Below are 14,450 nucleotides of genomic sequence, written 5' to 3' on the forward strand. Positions count from 1 at the left end.
CCATGCGGCGAATGCGATCTGCCGGAACGTACTGTTTCTGGGTAGTTGGCGGACTGTTGGCCTGTGTCGGGGCAGGGGGGGCAGCGTCCGACGCCGACCAGGCGCCGATCGTCAATCTCTGGCCCGACGGAAAGGTGCCGGGGGCGAAGGGATCGGAGCCCAAGGACGTTCCCAGCGTGCAGATCTATCTCCCGCCCAAGGAGAAGGCGACCGGTTCGGCGGTTGTCGTTTGCCCAGGCGGTGGTTACGGTCACTTGGCTCTGGGGCACGAGGGCCTCGACATCGCCAACTGGCTTAACGAGCGGGGGATCGCCGCCTTTGTTCTTCGCTACCGGTTGGGACCGCGCTACAACCATCCCTGGCCATTGACGGACGTCAAGCGGGCACTGCGTTTCGTTCGAGCGAACGCGAGCCAGTACGGCGTCGATCCGAATCGAATCGGCGTTTGGGGGTTCTCCGCGGGAGGTCATCTCGCCTCGACCGCCTCGACCCATTTTGACGCGGGGGACGCGGCGTCGACCGATCCGATCGATCGGGCAAGTTCTCGTCCCGATTTCTCGATTCTCGTCTATCCGGTGATCAGCATGACCGACCGGACGCACAAGGGGTCGAAGCGCAACTTGCTCGGCCCCGATCCCGATCCGGAACTTGCCGAAAAGCTCTCCTCGGAGAAGCAGGTGACGAAGGAGACGCCGCCGACCTTCCTGGTTCACGGCAACAACGATAAAGGGGTCGTTCCCGAGCAAAGCATCCTGTACTATTTGGCTTTGCGTCGAGCGGGAGTTCCCGCCGAGTTGCACATTTACGAGGACGGCAAGCATGGGTTCGGCCTAGCCCAGAAGGATCCCGTCCTCGGGACATGGCCCGACCGGCTCAACGACTGGATGGGGCGGCACGGGTTGCTTGAACAGAACTGAGCGCCTCGCATGACATCACTGCTTTTCTCTCTTCTCCTCGTCGCTTCCGGTGCCGACACGAAGGAGCAAGCTCCTCCGAATGTCGTCATGATCGTCTCGGATGACCAAGCCTACTCCGACTTCGGATTCATGGGTCATCCAACGATCAAGACGCCGAATATCGACCGCCTCGCCAAGCAGTCGGCGACCTTTCCCAACGGCTACGTGCCCAACAGCCTGTGTCGTCCGTCGCTGGTGACGCTTCTGACGGGGCTCTATCCCCATCAGCACGGGGTCCATTTCAACGACCCGCCGAAGGGAGGCCCTCGACAGTCCGCCGAGAAGTTCATCAAGGAAACCCCGACGTTGCCGCGGCTTCTGGCATCAGCGGGCTATCGGTGCCTACAGACGGGCAAGTTCTGGGAAGGAAACTACCGCAACGCCGGATTCACCGACGGCATGACCCACGGCGACCCCAGTCGGGCGGATCGGCATCCGACGCTCGGGATGCTTCGCGGCCGGCACGGTGACTTGGGGCTGACCATCGGTCGCGACGGGATGCAGCCGATTGAGGACTTCCTCGACGACGTTGGCCAGAAGCCATTCTTCGTCTGGTATGCCCCCTTTATGCCGCATACCCCTTACAAGCCGCCGCAACGATTGCTCAAGCACTATCTCGACGCCGGAATGCACCCACACCAGGCCAACTACGCGGCGATGTGCACCTGGTTCGACGAAACGGTCGGGGAGTTGATGGGCTCGCTCGAGAAACGCGGGCTGGCCGATAACACCATCGTCGTCTTCGTCATCGACAACGGGTGGATCACTGACACGACGGGCAAGAGGCCCCGCTACGCTCCCAAGAGCAAGCGTTCTCCCTTCGAGGGAGGAGTTCGCACGCCGATCATGTTCCGTTGGCCGGGGCACATTCCGCCGAAGGAGTATCCGGATCTGGTCAACAGCATCGACATCGTTCCGACCGTCCTCACTGCGTGTGGTTTCGGCGAAAAGACGGGCTCGATGCCAGGGGTGAACTTGCTGCCGCTGATGGAGAAGGGGACTCCGCTCAAGCGCGACGCGGTCTTCGGGGAGATCTTCGCCCATGACGCCTCGACGCTCGGCAACCCTCCCAAGGATCTCTACTACCGTTGGGTTCGGCATGGCGATTGGAAATTGATCGACTCGGCCGACCCGAACGAGAAGGACATGCTCTTCAATCTCGCCTCCGATCCTAAGGAAGAGCACAACCTCGTCGATGACGCGAAGTCGAAGGACAAGCTCGACGACCTCCAGCGTCGTCTCGACGAGTGGTGGAACCCCTCGACGTAGAACGTTGGGTGGGTCTTGACCCACCCGGAGGGCGAATTGGCGCTCGTGTCAGGCAGTGGCCTGACCTACCGGTGGATCGACGCGAAAGTGTCAGGCTTTCGGGTTCCCGTCTCCCCGCGGGAGAGGGAATAGGGGGGCCCATTCGCGAGCGAGCCTCGATTTCTTGAGCTGGAGTCTCCCTCACCCGTCTCGCTTCGCTCGCCGACCTCTCCCCAAGGAGAGGTGTGGAGAGCCTGACATTTAGTACGAGACGGACCACGACGCGAGAGGGAATCAACTGGCTTGCGTGTCAGGCAATGGCCTGACCTACGGAAGAGAGTGGGTGAGAGGACTTCACCCAACGGTCTACTCGACGTCGTCGTCAACTTGGTTCGGGTCCAACAAGACATCGTGGCATGCTTGGATGAAGCCCGCGCAGCTCCATGCTTGGTAGGCCTTCCCCATGGGTCTGCCGGTCAGCCCATGATGCCATTCGTTGAATTCCCACTCGTGCGTGATGCCCATCGCGCACATGCGGGCGAGCTTGACCAACTCCCGCCGGGCGAGATCGGTCATCCCCAACTTGTGGACATACCGAACCCATAGCGCCCCGATGAAGGGCCAAATACCGCCGTTGTGATAGTGATGCGGCAGGTTCAGCAGGTTGACGGTGAAGTACGACCGCCATTCCGGATCGCCGGCCTGGACCGGGGGATAGAGGGCCTTGACCGGGTGTGGCTCGTTGGCGCCCACTCCCCAGAGGAAGTGGAAGGTCCGCATCGCCTTGTCCTTGTCGACGAGGTTGTCCATGTACGCGAGGATGTTCGCGTAGACATCGCAACGCCAACTAAAGCTGAACGGTGAGAGTTCGGCCACGAGATAGCGCGAGTCGCCGAGCGAAATCTGCGTCGAAGTAAAGCTGGTACCGCTCTTCTCCCACTCCGCCTGCGTCGAGGGCCAGAAGTTTCGGACGATCACCTCGCGGACATGGTCGGCCCACTGGCGATAGTCGTTGGCTCGATCGGGCTGCCCCAAGTGCTCGAGCACCCGGCTGTAACAGATCAGGCAGCGATACCAGATCACTTCGTCGTAGAGGACGTGGTAGCTGCGGGCGAACAAGTCCATCCAGTCGCCCGCCTCGGGGATCTCGAGCATGCCGCAGTTATTGGAGTCGTGAGCGCTCAGCCAGTCCATCGCCCGCTGGATCTTGCCGGCGTTCTCCTCGACGATTTCCCAGTCACCCACTTCCGCGGCGTAGCGGTACATCGCGATGACCGCCCACATGACGCTGTCGACACCACAGATGTTGCCGACGCCACTGTACTCGGGCGTGTCGGTATCGATCAGCACATGGGTCGGAATCTGGCCCGTGGGCGATTGATGGCGAAACAGAGTTCGCAGGGTGCTGGCGGAACATTCGCGGATGTCGGGATCGCTGCGTTCCAACGACCAGATCACGACCTTCGCACCGTCGCGTCCCCAGACCGAACGATAGTTCGAGTCGGTGCCATGAACGTCGTTGTCCTCGAGCGAGCAGGCGGAAAAGCCCATCGGGGTGATGTTTCGCCGTAGTCCGTCGACCGCCTTGTTGTAGGCCGTCTGCAGAAAGGATTGTTCCTCTAGGCTGAGCTCCTGGTATTCCGACGGCGAGAAGAGGGGTTCCTCGGGGACGTTGTGTTTGTCGAACATGCTCTCTTCCTATCGGACAGGTGGCTAGCGCGTTGAGCTAGCTCGGGGAGTATTTGGCCTTGAGGTCGGCAAGCTGGTTTCGCAGATCAGGCATCGCTCCCGCGTGGGAGGCGACCAAACCGCCGATTTCGTTGGCGAACGTCGCGGCCGACTCGACCGGCCAACCTTGAACTCTCTTGACGATTAGGGCCGCGGTGAATGCATCCCCGGCCCCCACGGCATCGACCACCTCGACAGGCTTCCCCGGCACATCGACCAACCCGTCCGCCGAGACGAGCACGCATCCTTCCGCGCCGCGAGTCACGCAAACCAGTTCGATCCCATACCGTTCGATCATCGCCTCGCAGAAGGGCCCGAGTTCGCTTGACAGCCCAAGCAGTCCGGAGATGACTTTCACTTCGTCATCATTGAGTTTCATCGCGCGACTGAGCTTGAGCGATTCTTCGATCGTTTCCTGATCGTACCACGCTTGGCGGAGGTTGACGTCGAAGACCGTCAAACAGTCCTCGGGAACCGAGGCCAGGGCGGTGCGGATGGTCGCTCGCGACTCGGGAGACCGCTGGGCGAGTGTCCCAAAGCAGACCGCCGACGCCTTGGTGAAGGCACTCGTCCAAGCGTCGGTCCAAGCCAGATGGTCCCACGCCACTCCTTCGTGAATCACATACTTGGGGTGATCGCCACCCTGAGACGTGTCGACGGTCACCGTACTGGTCGGATGGGTCGAATCGACCTGAAGTGTCTCGGGGGAGAGGCCGTGTTCGCGGAGGTAGTCAATGAGTTCGCTTCCAAGCGCGTCGTCGCCAACGCGGGAGCAGACCAGACCGTGGCCGCCGAGTTGATTGGCTTGGAACGCGACGTTCGCGGGAGCGCCGCCGGGGCGTCGCGATTCGTCAAAGCAGTCCCAAAGTACCTCGCCTAGCCCGATGACGGTGGGCCGTTCAGTTGTCATGGTGCCGGTCCAATGTGGAAACGAGAAGCAGATGGCGATTCGCGCCGCATGGCATTGCCGCGCGAGTCAGACGGCTCTCATTCTATCGGACGGGCCCATAACAGCCCGTTGATCTATTCGCTGCCGGCTCCCAACGGCCCTCTTGACCAATCTCCGCGTCGACGAAACTCGACGAATCTACTGATTCGCCTGCGTTCCTTCTCCTCGATCTTGGCCAACATGGCTCGTTCTCGCCTTGGCCCGCTTAGGTCAACGGACTGCTAGCCAACACCGGGGGACGCGCACGTGGGGCAGGAGTTCGTTGGGGGCATGTATTGCTGCGGCTGCGGCATCATCAACGGAGCCGCTCCCTGATCGGGCGGCAACAACGGCGCGACCGCGGAACCCTGGTTGCACGTGGGGCAATCCTGCTTCTTGTGCTTGTGTTTGTGCAGCCAACCGAAGATTCCCTTCTTCTGAGGGCTTTCGGCGACGAGCGGTGCGTTTTGGGGCATCGGCGTCTGCATGGGCACGGTGCCGGGCGCCACCATCACCGGCGCCGGGCCGGCTTGAGGCATCGGCACGACCCCGACGGGAGGCGCTTCCTTGTTCTTTTTGTGATGCAGCCACGAGAAGAGATGGCAGCCGCACTTCTTCTTGGGAGGAGCGCACGAGGGGCACATCCCGCGCTGTGGGAAAAAGGTGTCGGCGATGCTCGCCGTGGGGCACGTGGAGCAACCGGAGCAGAAAGCCAGCGCGATGGCAAGCAGTGTACGTTTCATCGGGAAACCTTCCCTCGTGAGGCCGGTCGTGCGTCGCGAGCGAAACCTTCTGGCACTCGAGGTGGCGCGGAGCGGTCACTTTGGTCAATCACGACGAGGATTGACGAGCAAAGCGGTTCCGGCCGCGGTTCCCAAGGAGAAAGGCGTCGGCTCAGTCGTCAGCGTCGGCTGGCGCGTCGCTATCGTGACGATCGATGGTCGTCGACACGGCAAGCTTAGCCGCTGTCTGAGCGAAGGCCGGGCGGACTTCACTCGATTCCTCCAATGTCTTGGAATTGCTCGTCACGTCGTAGCGGTAGGTCGGGCTATGCGGGGAACGACACGTCGGGCAAAGGGGATCGATGAGCAACCATTTCGGTTGAGCCGGGATGTAGTAGGGAGTCGGATAGAAGTAGCCGTAGGTTCCCTGGAAGCTCATGTGCGGCGGCCGACCCGGTTCGCGGCACTCGGGGCAGGGGAAGTAGATCGTGTCGCCGGGGATCATGACCGGCTTCCGCGGCGGAAGCCCACAGCGAGCTCGTGCCCGCGCCTCGCGTTTGAGACGTAGCTGAATCCAGTCCGAAGCGGTCGGAGGCTGCATCTCCGTCAGCGTGTAGGGCGGCGGCCAGTCGGCAGGCGCCTCGGCGGTCAGAAACGCGAAAGAGAGCAGCGCGGAGAGGCCTGCCAAGCGTCGGTCCATGATGTGAGTCCTCGGCCATCAGTGATGTTTGCAACGCCGAGTCTAATGACGAAATGGACATAGGCCAGGAAAGATGCGTCAGCTTTTCGGGCAAATCGTCGCCCTTCGGTTCTCTAAATTGCGGAATTCGAACAATCGGCAAAAAGTGCCCGCGAAGCCCTGCCGACATAGATGTTTCAGGCGGGACGAAACGACTGATCGTGAAGACCGGACAAGTCGAGAGTCGGAATCAATCGGAACCTCATTCCGAGAAGAAAAACTGATTCACGCGATCGCAAAAAGTTGTGTTCCTCCATCTCTACATCTTTGCTACCCGCGAAGGGGTCGGGCGTGATCCCTCATCTCTGCTTAGCCGACAGGACCGTCCCTTTGACAGATCATTTCATCACAAAGAAACGATTGCCTGGACAGTCATTGCCCGATCCCCGTCGATATCCCTCCAAGCGATCTTTAACGGCGGCAAAAGGCAAGGGATACCGAATGACGAATGAGTCCGGGTATCGTTGAGCAGTTGGCCGCATGAGACTAGGGAGGGGCTCATGGCTCATCGATTACTCGTAATGTCACTTGCCGTCGCGTGCGTATCGCCCGCCATGGCGCGTGCAGGCCTGAACATTGGAATGAAGCTCGCCTGCAAGAAGTACGGCGATGCTTGGAAGACGCGAAACCAGCGAGCGATGCTCGGGGTGACGACGTCCGACTTCGGTCGGCAGTGGGCGCGAATGCCACGCGAGGCATTCGTCACGCTTCCGCGCTATCGCGACGCCCGCGTGCTCTCCAGCAGCAAGGGCAACGGACACGGCACCGTCACCATCAGCACCCCGGACGGACCTTGCACGCTTGTGCTCGTCGGGCGCGGATTCAACTGGCGCGTCACCGACATCCGCAAGAACATGGACGGGCAGAACGTCTCGCTCAAGTCCTACCTCGACGTCTCGCTGACCGCTCGCGAGTTCATGGTCGACCTCAAGAATCGCGGCGGCTCGTCCTTCCACGATTCGATCACCGGCGACTTCCGCCACTCGTTCCGCCAGCTCTCCGCCACGGAACTGAACCAGATCCGAAGCCAACTGCCGCCGATCGACCCCAATCTCAAGCCGCGGGTTCGCTTCCACGGTTCCCAAGCGATCGTCCAAACCAGCGTCGTCGGACCGACCGGTTCGCCACGGACAGCGACCTTCACCCTGCATCGCCAGGGCGGTTGGCGTGTGCACGACTACTCCGTTCGCGGTGCCGACGTCGAGATCGCGTCCTTCCGCGAATCGCTGCCGCTGCTGGCCCGGGTCAGCTCCTTCGGCGAGTTCGTCAAGAACCCCTCGCAGCACGAGCCCAAGGACTTCGTCGCCGACGGACAACTGCGTGAACTGCTCACCGAGGCCAAGTCAGAGGCGAACTTCCCCCTCAAGATGGAAGGAGAGCGCGATCGCTTGGAGATCCTCGGGGACGGTCGCACGGCGGAGATCTCCTATCCCGATCGCGTCGTTCGCATCCACGCCAGCCATGAGAATGGCCGATGCTTGATCGACCGGGTCGAGGTCTGCAAGGGAGACAAAACCAACTGCGTCGCCAGTTTGCTCAACCTTCGACGTCAAGTGAAGCAGCTCTCGTTCGCGTCGGCCTTCGGAGCTTTCGGGGTCGCCTCGACGCCGAGCGCCGCTCCGACCGCGCTGGCCTCCGCCGACTCCGCCCCCGAGGAGCAAGAGGTGACCGAAGTCGCGATGGCGACCGAGACCGACGAAGAGGTCGGGACGAGTGTCGCGTCGGTTTCGCACGACGAGGTGGTTGTCAGCGAGACCAGCACCTCGCCGGTGGTCTACGAAGAGGTGGTCGTCAGCGGGCATAGCTCCACGCCGGTCGTGTACGAGGAGGTTGTCCATCAGCCGATTCGTCAGGTCGCGGCCTACGCGTCGGATTCCTCGGGCTACGTTGTCCACGCCGGTGGTTACGTGACCCCGACCGCCACTCGCTACCATCAACCCCATCGGGTCTACTCGTCGAAGAAGGCGATGCGGAAGGCTCAGAAGGCCTACCGTCGTCAGCAACGCCGGATGCGTCGCGGCTGGTAAGTCGACCGGAGACCGCAACCCTCAAACCCGTCGATCACCCTGTGGGTCGGCGGGTTTTGGCGTTTCTTGACGCCCAGTCCGTTGCCCAGAACGCGGCGATCGCTTCGTATCAGCATGGGCGGTCTAGTGTCCTGATTGGTCAATTCAATATCCAAGTGACTCTTGGGTGCCATGCCCACCGCGAGCGTGGGCATGCGGTAAGGTCCCACCGCGAGCGTGGGCATGGGGGAAACGCCTGTGATCGGGGAATCTTCCGCACGATCTGGGTGCCGAGATCTAATGTGAACAACCTGCCAATCTGGACGTTAGTACACTGCTCCAGCTTGACGTTGGCGTTCGTGCAACCCAAACCCTTGGGCACTGGCTGACAAGCAGTCAGCGCTGCCCGAACTCTTGGATCTGACAAACCACGAGCCACCAGTCAAAAGTCGCTCAACCAGATTCCTTGGCTCAACTCCTCTTGCGGCGAAACTGCCGCGTTGGCATATCCTGCCAGCGCCATGGAACTGACGTCATACTTGCAGCCGGCTCCGCTCAGCACCGTCCACGCACGGCGCATCTGTCTCATCAAGCCGAGTTCGCTCGGGGACGTGATTCAGTCGTTGCCTATCTTGGCTGCGCTTCGTTGTCGATTTCCGCGGGCGAAGATTTCCTGGGTTGTGAACTCTTCCTACGTCTCCCTGATTGAACCGGTGGAAGGTCTCGACGAGGTCATTCCCTTCGAACGAGATCACTTCCGAAGCGTCGGCGTCGGGTCGCTCAATCGCCTTCGGGCTTTTCTCAAGGACCTACACGCGAAGCACTTCGATCTGGTCGTCGACCTTCAGGGACTCTTTCGCAGCGGCCTGATGACCTGGGCGAGCGGCGCTTCGCTTCGGATCGGGCTTGCCTCGTCCCGTGAAGGGGCTTCGCTGAGCTACACCCATGTCGTCAACGATCTGCCGAAACAGCAACCGGCGGTCGCCCGCTACTGGCGGGTTGCCGAATTGCTCGGCGTCGGCCATTGGCCCAAGACTTTTCCACTCGGCATTTCGGTTGAGGAGCAAGCGCGGGCGAAGGAACTGCTCGACGGCTTGCCCGGCCCTTTGCTCGCGCTGAATCCTGGAAGTCGTTGGGACACGAAACGTTGGCCCGCCGAACGCTTTGCGGAAGCGGCGAACCGCTACTTCGGCGATCGGCCCGGTTCCTGTGTCGTCCTCGGGGCACCCGATGAGGTCGATGTCGCCGAGCGTTTGGTGGCCAAGCTCGATCGTCCTCACCGCAATCTCGCTGGAAAGACCAGTTTGCGTGAGTTGGTTGCGATCCTCGATGCCTGCGACGTGATGCTCACCAACGACAGTGGACCGATGCATGTCGCGGCCGCCGTCGGGACCCCGACGGTTTCCGTTTTCACCTGCACGTCTCCCGAACGGGCCGCTCCCTTCGGAGGTGGACATCGCGTCGTGCAGACGAGCGTCGACTGTCGCGCCAGCTACTTGCGGCAGTGCGACCGGCTCGACTGCATGAAGGACCTCACCACCGATAGGGTTTTGCCCATTTTGCAGGGCATCGATCTTCCTTCCCGTTCGGCTCCCCTCTCCCGCGACGAGGCCGCGTGACTCCCACGCTCGGAGCCTCTATACCAATCGAGTGTCGCCGCGACCGTTCCTGATTCGGGTCCCGCTGATCAGCCAGCGAGATCAGCGAATGCACCGATCGCCCGTGCAAACGCTCAACGGAACGTCGGCGACATTTGCTGAAGGAGTCCACGTTGCCTGAACCGCTTGATCTGATCTCCGTGAATCACATCTCCCGACTGACCAAGAGTGTCGATGCCGCGCTTGCGTTCTACCGCGACGTGATGGGGTTTCGGCAGGTGTGGAGGCCCGACTTGACCTACCCTGGGGCGTGGCTCACCAACGACCGGGTGATGGTTCACTTGATTGAGGGCGACAAGACCCAGGGCGAAGGCGAGATCCTCAGCCGTAGCGATCACCTCGCGTTCGACGTCGCCGATATCGACGAGTGCGAACGGCGTCTGCAAGCCCATGGCATCGCGTACGATCGGAAGGTCCAGCGCGGCAGCGGAACCGTCCAGATCTTCTTCAACGATCCCGACGGCAATCACATCGAACTCGGCACCTATCCTTCCATCAAGGAACTCAACTAGTGCGTTGATTGGCTGATTCATTGCCGAGAAGCTCTCGGGTGCGATGCTCACGCGTGCGTGGGCATGCGGAGAACGCTACTCACTCCAAGTGCTTCGCTCAGGCTCCGCCCCTGTCCGTACGCGTCTGCTCGCGCGGCATCGCTCCGTAACTCAGTCCGTGACAGAAACGGCAGCCGAAGCTTCCGCCGGCAGAGGGGAGGAAGAGTTTCGCGACGCGGCGTCCGCAAGGGGCTCCTCCCTTCGTGGCCGGGCAGATCATCCACCAGGAGGATTCGCCGCTCGCTGTCCCGTCGCCACGAACGGCGTCGATTCGGAACGTTGCCGACGTCGCTCCTCCTTGGAATCGAAGCGTTAGGAGCCCCCGTTCGGCGTCACTCCAATCCAGGTCGAGTCGGGCCGTGAAGATCGAGGCGCCCGACTCGCCGCGGAACTCAAGCGACTTGCCGTGCGTCGACGTCGAGGAGAGGACTCCCTCCTGTTCCAGTTTGGCGACACTCAAGACGAGGACTTCGTTCATCGCGTTTTCCATGGGAAGGTGATCGAACGCTGATTCGATCATAGCTCGCGCTTTCCGGCTTGTCTCCGGCGGCCTTCTGCTCGGCCAACAGATGCCAGCTTCGTACAACCGATTGCCGGGCAGGGGACGGAAACTGGGGATGGGTGAAGGAGAACCAATGGGCCGCTACCTCGAGCAACTCTTCGCGGGAAAACGGATCGAAAGCCTCCAACGGGAGGTCGCCGAACTCCGCAAGGAACTCGACGAAGCCCGGCTCGCGGTCGCGACGCTGAGCGAAGCCTCCGAGCGCTCACGCCTGCGCGAGCAGGCCCGCATCGATGCCGCCACGTATGATGCTTTCTTTCCGCTCTTTCGCGATCTCACTCCCATTCTGGCCCGGTTGCTCGCCGACTCTCGCGGCCACGACCACTTGGAACAACCAGTCGATCAGCTCCTCGAGACGCTCCAGTTCCATGGGCTCGAGACGACCGGCACCCTCGGAGCGGAAGTCCCCTTCGATCCGAATCTTCACGATGCTCCTCGTGACGCCGGGCTGACGGCGGGCGAATCCGTGGTCGTTCGCGCCCGCGGACTCGGTTTTAAGGGCGCTCGCCTCAGAAAGATCGGCGTCTCCCGACAGGGCTGAGATCGTGGTTGATCTCGCTCTCGAAATTGCTCAATTCCAGCACTGAATCAGTGGTTTTTCCTCGCCAGTGTCGTCGCCACCGGTTGCCTAGAGAGGTGGCAAGTCTGCGTCGTTTGGCCGCTCTCGAGAAATTCTTCTTGATGTCACGAGACATCATTCGGTAGCATCTTTTGCAGTCCTCACAAGGGATTAGAGCAATCGCACGTCATTTCGTTCACCTTTGGCACGATCGTCGCTGTGGCTGATGGCAAGGTCCGCTGTCGCGTTAGGGAGAACATCTGTGGATTCGAACGTCTTTCGCCGTCGCGCCTTCACCCTCGTCGAGCTTCTGGTCGTGATCGCGATCATCGGGGTGTTGGTCGGTTTGCTCTTGCCCGCCGTCCAGCAAGCCCGCGAGTCGGCCCGGCGCATGCAGTGCTCCGGCAACCTCAAGCAACTTGGTGTCGCCTTCCACAACTACGCGGAGACCCACGGTACCCTTCCGCCGGGAATCATCAATGGGGGGCACTCCGGCTGCGATGCCGCGATCGGGGTGGGGGAGACCATCCTCAACCACACCTGCTTCCAGATGCTTCTGCCCTATCTCGACCAGTCCAATATCTACGACAGGTATAACTTCAGCCTCCCCAGCAGCAGCGGTATTCACAATGGCGGGTCGTGCAATCGATCCACCACCGGGACCGATCAGCACGACCTGGTCGAGTCCCAAGTGGCCGTCTTTCAATGTCCCTCCGAACCCAACTCGAGCCTCGGCACTTACGGAGGTGGTTGGTACGACGCCGACGGCGCCTGGAGGACCAGCTACGGCGTCGCCAGTCACACCAACGGCTCCTGGGGGGGATCGTGGGGCGGGGTCACCGACTCTCGTAAGGGGGCTCTGGGGCCCAACGGCGCTGCTCGGATGCGGGACATCATCGATGGCACCAGCAAGACGATGCTCCTGATCGAGACCCGGATGGACAAGACCAGTGCATCCTACGGGCCGTACTGGAACAACGGGACGTGGACCTTCTTCATTCAGCCGTCCAGTCCGCTCTACGCGCTCAACACGCCCCACACCGCCGCCGGCAGTGGCGTTCGCGGCTACGCGTGGTCGGCGGGTAGCTTTCATCCCGGTGGGGGGCATATTCTCCTCGCCGATGGGGCGACTCGCTTCCTGAGCGAGAACGTCGATCTCGGCGAAGTCGTCGCGCCGCTGATCTCGGTCGCCGGCGGGGAGATCGTCGAGGGCTATTGAGCCCCGAGGTCTCGTTCGCGTCGTTCCTCTCATTGCTCCGAATCTTCTCGTCGCTACGGACCGGCCCGAATGCTTCGAAGAAGTGTCTCTTGTTGATGTCACGTGACATCTAGGGTTCCCTCCCTCGTGGGCGGAACCTGGTCTCCGGCAAGCATCGCTCCGAGAGACTCCATGCAATCGATCGTCCATTGCCGCAAGGATGGCTTCATGAACTCGTCGCAACGCAGCTATCGCGCGTTCACGCTCGTCGAACTCCTCGTCGTCATCGCCATCATTGGCGTTTTGGTCGGCCTGCTTCTTCCCGCCGTCCAGCAGGCCCGCGAGTCGGCCCGGCGCATGCAGTGCACCGGCAACCTCAAGCAGCTCGGGATCGCGTTTCAGAATTACCAGGAGAGCCACGGCACCTTCCCGCCCGCGCTCATCAACCCCGGTCACTCCGGCTGCGACAATTTCATTCCCACCGGAGGTAATATCCTCAACCACACCTGCTTTCAGATGCTCCTTCCTTACTTGGATCAGGTCGCCCTCTACGATCGCTACAACTTCAGCGAACCGAGCAACAGCGGCCGACACTCCGGCGGGTCCTGCAATCGTACGATTACGGGAACGGACCAGTTCGACATCGCCGAACGGCAGCTCAACATCTTCCAGTGCCCCTCCGACGGCAGTCCCAATCGCGGGACTATTGGCGGGGGAACCTACGATGTCGACGGGGCGTGGAGGAGTAGCTATGGCGTTCCCGCCTACACGAACGGAGCCACCTACGGGGACTGGTCGACGAATGCCTCCACGCTTCGGGGCGCTCTCGGCACCAATGGCTCGGCCCGGATGCGCGATATCGTCGACGGCACCAGCAAGACCATGCTCCTGATCGAAAATCGCATGGACAAGACCTCCAGTGCCACCACTCAAGACAACTATGGCGGCTTCGGGCCATTCTGGAACGCGGGTAGCTGGACCTTCTATCTACAGCCGGCAAATCCCTCCTACGCGATGAACGCGCCGTGGAACAACAGCGGGCCCGGCGGTTACGCGTGGGCTGCGGGAAGCTTTCATCCCGGCGGCGGACACATCCTCCTCGCCGACGGTGCGACCCGGTTTCTAAGTGAAAACGTCGATTTGGACGACGTCGTCGCGCCCCTCGTGTCGATCTCCGGCGGCGAGATCGTCGAGGGCTATTGAGTCGAACATTTCGCCCGCCACCCATCGCAACGAGCTCTCCGCCGCCTTCCCGTAGGTCAGGCCATTGCCTGACTCTTGGGCACGGAAAGGCGTTTGCGTCAGGCAAATGCCGGACCTACGGGTTGATCTGTTTCTAAGTGTCAAGAGGGTGCCGCCTCCTTGTCAGCCAGTGCCGAGGTACCGGGGTCGAACATGGCCCTGTGGCCCACCATTTCCGGATTCGCCTTTGCCCAAAGCCGCAATCGCGGCGCCAGCACGTAGCCTGGTACGTCAGTGCCAGGTGCCTGTCATCCCACCAACTCCGAAGCCCCGAAGGGGCGACATCGCGACCCCGCTGCACCCATTCGCGAATTCTTTTCTTGAATAGTGTTCTTTTGTTCACTATTCTTGTC

At 61.5% G+C, this 14,450-nt stretch carries 14 protein-coding genes; 8 read left to right on the forward strand and 6 right to left on the reverse strand.

Features of this window, described 5'->3' with window-relative positions:
- The first annotated feature begins 11 nt into the window (after positions 1-11).
- Both Pan216_RS12670 and Pan216_RS12675 read left to right on the forward strand, forming a co-directional pair.
- Positions 12-917, forward strand: coding sequence for an alpha/beta hydrolase (locus Pan216_RS12670; protein ID WP_145258344.1), 906 nt, complete (start codon positions 12-14; stop codon positions 915-917).
- 9 nt (positions 918-926) lie between these two features.
- The gene (locus Pan216_RS12675) at positions 927-2,225 is read left to right on the forward strand and encodes a sulfatase family protein (protein WP_145258345.1); all 1,299 of its coding nucleotides are present in this window, start codon (positions 927-929) and stop codon (positions 2,223-2,225) included.
- Positions 2,226-2,570: 345 nt separating this feature from the next.
- Here Pan216_RS12675 and Pan216_RS12680 read toward each other — a convergent pair whose 3' ends face one another.
- The 4 genes from Pan216_RS12680 to Pan216_RS12695 form a co-directional block, all read right to left on the reverse strand.
- Positions 2,571-3,893 carry an amylo-alpha-1,6-glucosidase gene (locus Pan216_RS12680; protein ID WP_145258346.1) on the reverse strand — a complete coding sequence of 441 codons (1,323 nt, stop codon included), beginning with the start codon at positions 3,891-3,893 and terminating at the stop codon, positions 2,571-2,573.
- A 37-nt stretch (positions 3,894-3,930) separates the two neighbouring features.
- A complete protein-coding gene (locus Pan216_RS12685; RefSeq protein ID WP_145258347.1) occupies positions 3,931-4,842 on the reverse strand; it encodes a carbohydrate kinase family protein in 912 nt (303 codons plus the stop codon).
- A 260-nt stretch (positions 4,843-5,102) separates the two neighbouring features.
- On the reverse strand, positions 5,103-5,603 hold the full coding sequence (locus Pan216_RS12690) for a hypothetical protein (protein WP_145258348.1): 501 nt from the start codon (positions 5,601-5,603) through the stop codon (positions 5,103-5,105).
- Between the two features lie 151 nt (positions 5,604-5,754).
- The gene (locus Pan216_RS12695; RefSeq protein ID WP_145258349.1) at positions 5,755-6,282 is read right to left on the reverse strand and encodes a hypothetical protein; all 528 of its coding nucleotides are present in this window, start codon (positions 6,280-6,282) and stop codon (positions 5,755-5,757) included.
- Between the two features lie 539 nt (positions 6,283-6,821).
- On the opposite strand from Pan216_RS12695, the gene Pan216_RS12700 reads away from it, so the two are divergent.
- On the forward strand, positions 6,822-8,348 hold the full coding sequence (locus Pan216_RS12700) for a hypothetical protein (protein WP_145258350.1): 1,527 nt from the start codon (positions 6,822-6,824) through the stop codon (positions 8,346-8,348).
- Between the two features lie 421 nt (positions 8,349-8,769).
- On the opposite strand, the gene Pan216_RS28325 is transcribed toward Pan216_RS12700, so the two are convergent.
- Positions 8,770-8,916 (reverse strand): hypothetical protein, encoded by a 147-nt coding sequence (locus tag Pan216_RS28325; RefSeq protein WP_419193716.1) that lies wholly within the window; start codon positions 8,914-8,916, stop codon positions 8,770-8,772.
- On the opposite strand from Pan216_RS28325, the gene waaF reads away from it, so the two are divergent.
- Together waaF and Pan216_RS12710 are read left to right on the forward strand one after the other, a co-directional pair.
- Entirely contained in the window at positions 8,849-9,946 is a 1,098-nt protein-coding gene (gene waaF, locus Pan216_RS12705) for a lipopolysaccharide heptosyltransferase II (RefSeq protein ID WP_419193672.1), read from the forward strand. The genes Pan216_RS28325 and waaF overlap by 68 nt on opposite strands.
- Positions 9,947-10,098: 152 nt before the next feature.
- Complete coding sequence (locus Pan216_RS12710) at positions 10,099-10,497, forward strand: VOC family protein (protein WP_419193594.1); 399 nt, start codon at positions 10,099-10,101, stop codon at positions 10,495-10,497.
- Between the two features lie 97 nt (positions 10,498-10,594).
- Here the strand turns inward: Pan216_RS12710 and Pan216_RS12715 are convergent, their stop codons facing one another.
- On the reverse strand, positions 10,595-11,014 hold the full coding sequence (locus tag Pan216_RS12715) for a hypothetical protein (RefSeq protein ID WP_145258353.1): 420 nt from the start codon (positions 11,012-11,014) through the stop codon (positions 10,595-10,597).
- A gap of 157 nt (positions 11,015-11,171) precedes the next feature.
- Between Pan216_RS12715 and Pan216_RS12720 the strand changes: the two genes are divergently transcribed.
- The 3 genes from Pan216_RS12720 (at position 11,172) to Pan216_RS12730 (ending at position 14,058) form a co-directional block, all read left to right on the forward strand.
- Positions 11,172-11,639 (forward strand): nucleotide exchange factor GrpE, encoded by a 468-nt coding sequence (locus tag Pan216_RS12720; RefSeq protein WP_145258354.1) that lies wholly within the window; start codon positions 11,172-11,174, stop codon positions 11,637-11,639.
- 280 nt (positions 11,640-11,919) lie between these two features.
- The gene (locus Pan216_RS12725) at positions 11,920-12,876 is read left to right on the forward strand and encodes a DUF1559 domain-containing protein (RefSeq protein WP_419193595.1); all 957 of its coding nucleotides are present in this window, start codon (positions 11,920-11,922) and stop codon (positions 12,874-12,876) included.
- Positions 12,877-13,083: 207 nt separating this feature from the next.
- The gene (locus tag Pan216_RS12730; RefSeq protein WP_419193596.1) at positions 13,084-14,058 is read left to right on the forward strand and encodes a DUF1559 family PulG-like putative transporter; all 975 of its coding nucleotides are present in this window, start codon (positions 13,084-13,086) and stop codon (positions 14,056-14,058) included.
- Positions 14,059-14,450: the final 392 nt, after the last annotated feature.

Source organism: Kolteria novifilia (genome assembly GCA_007748055.1).
Classification (GTDB): domain Bacteria; phylum Planctomycetota; class Planctomycetia; order Kolteriales; family Kolteriaceae; genus Kolteria; species Kolteria novifilia.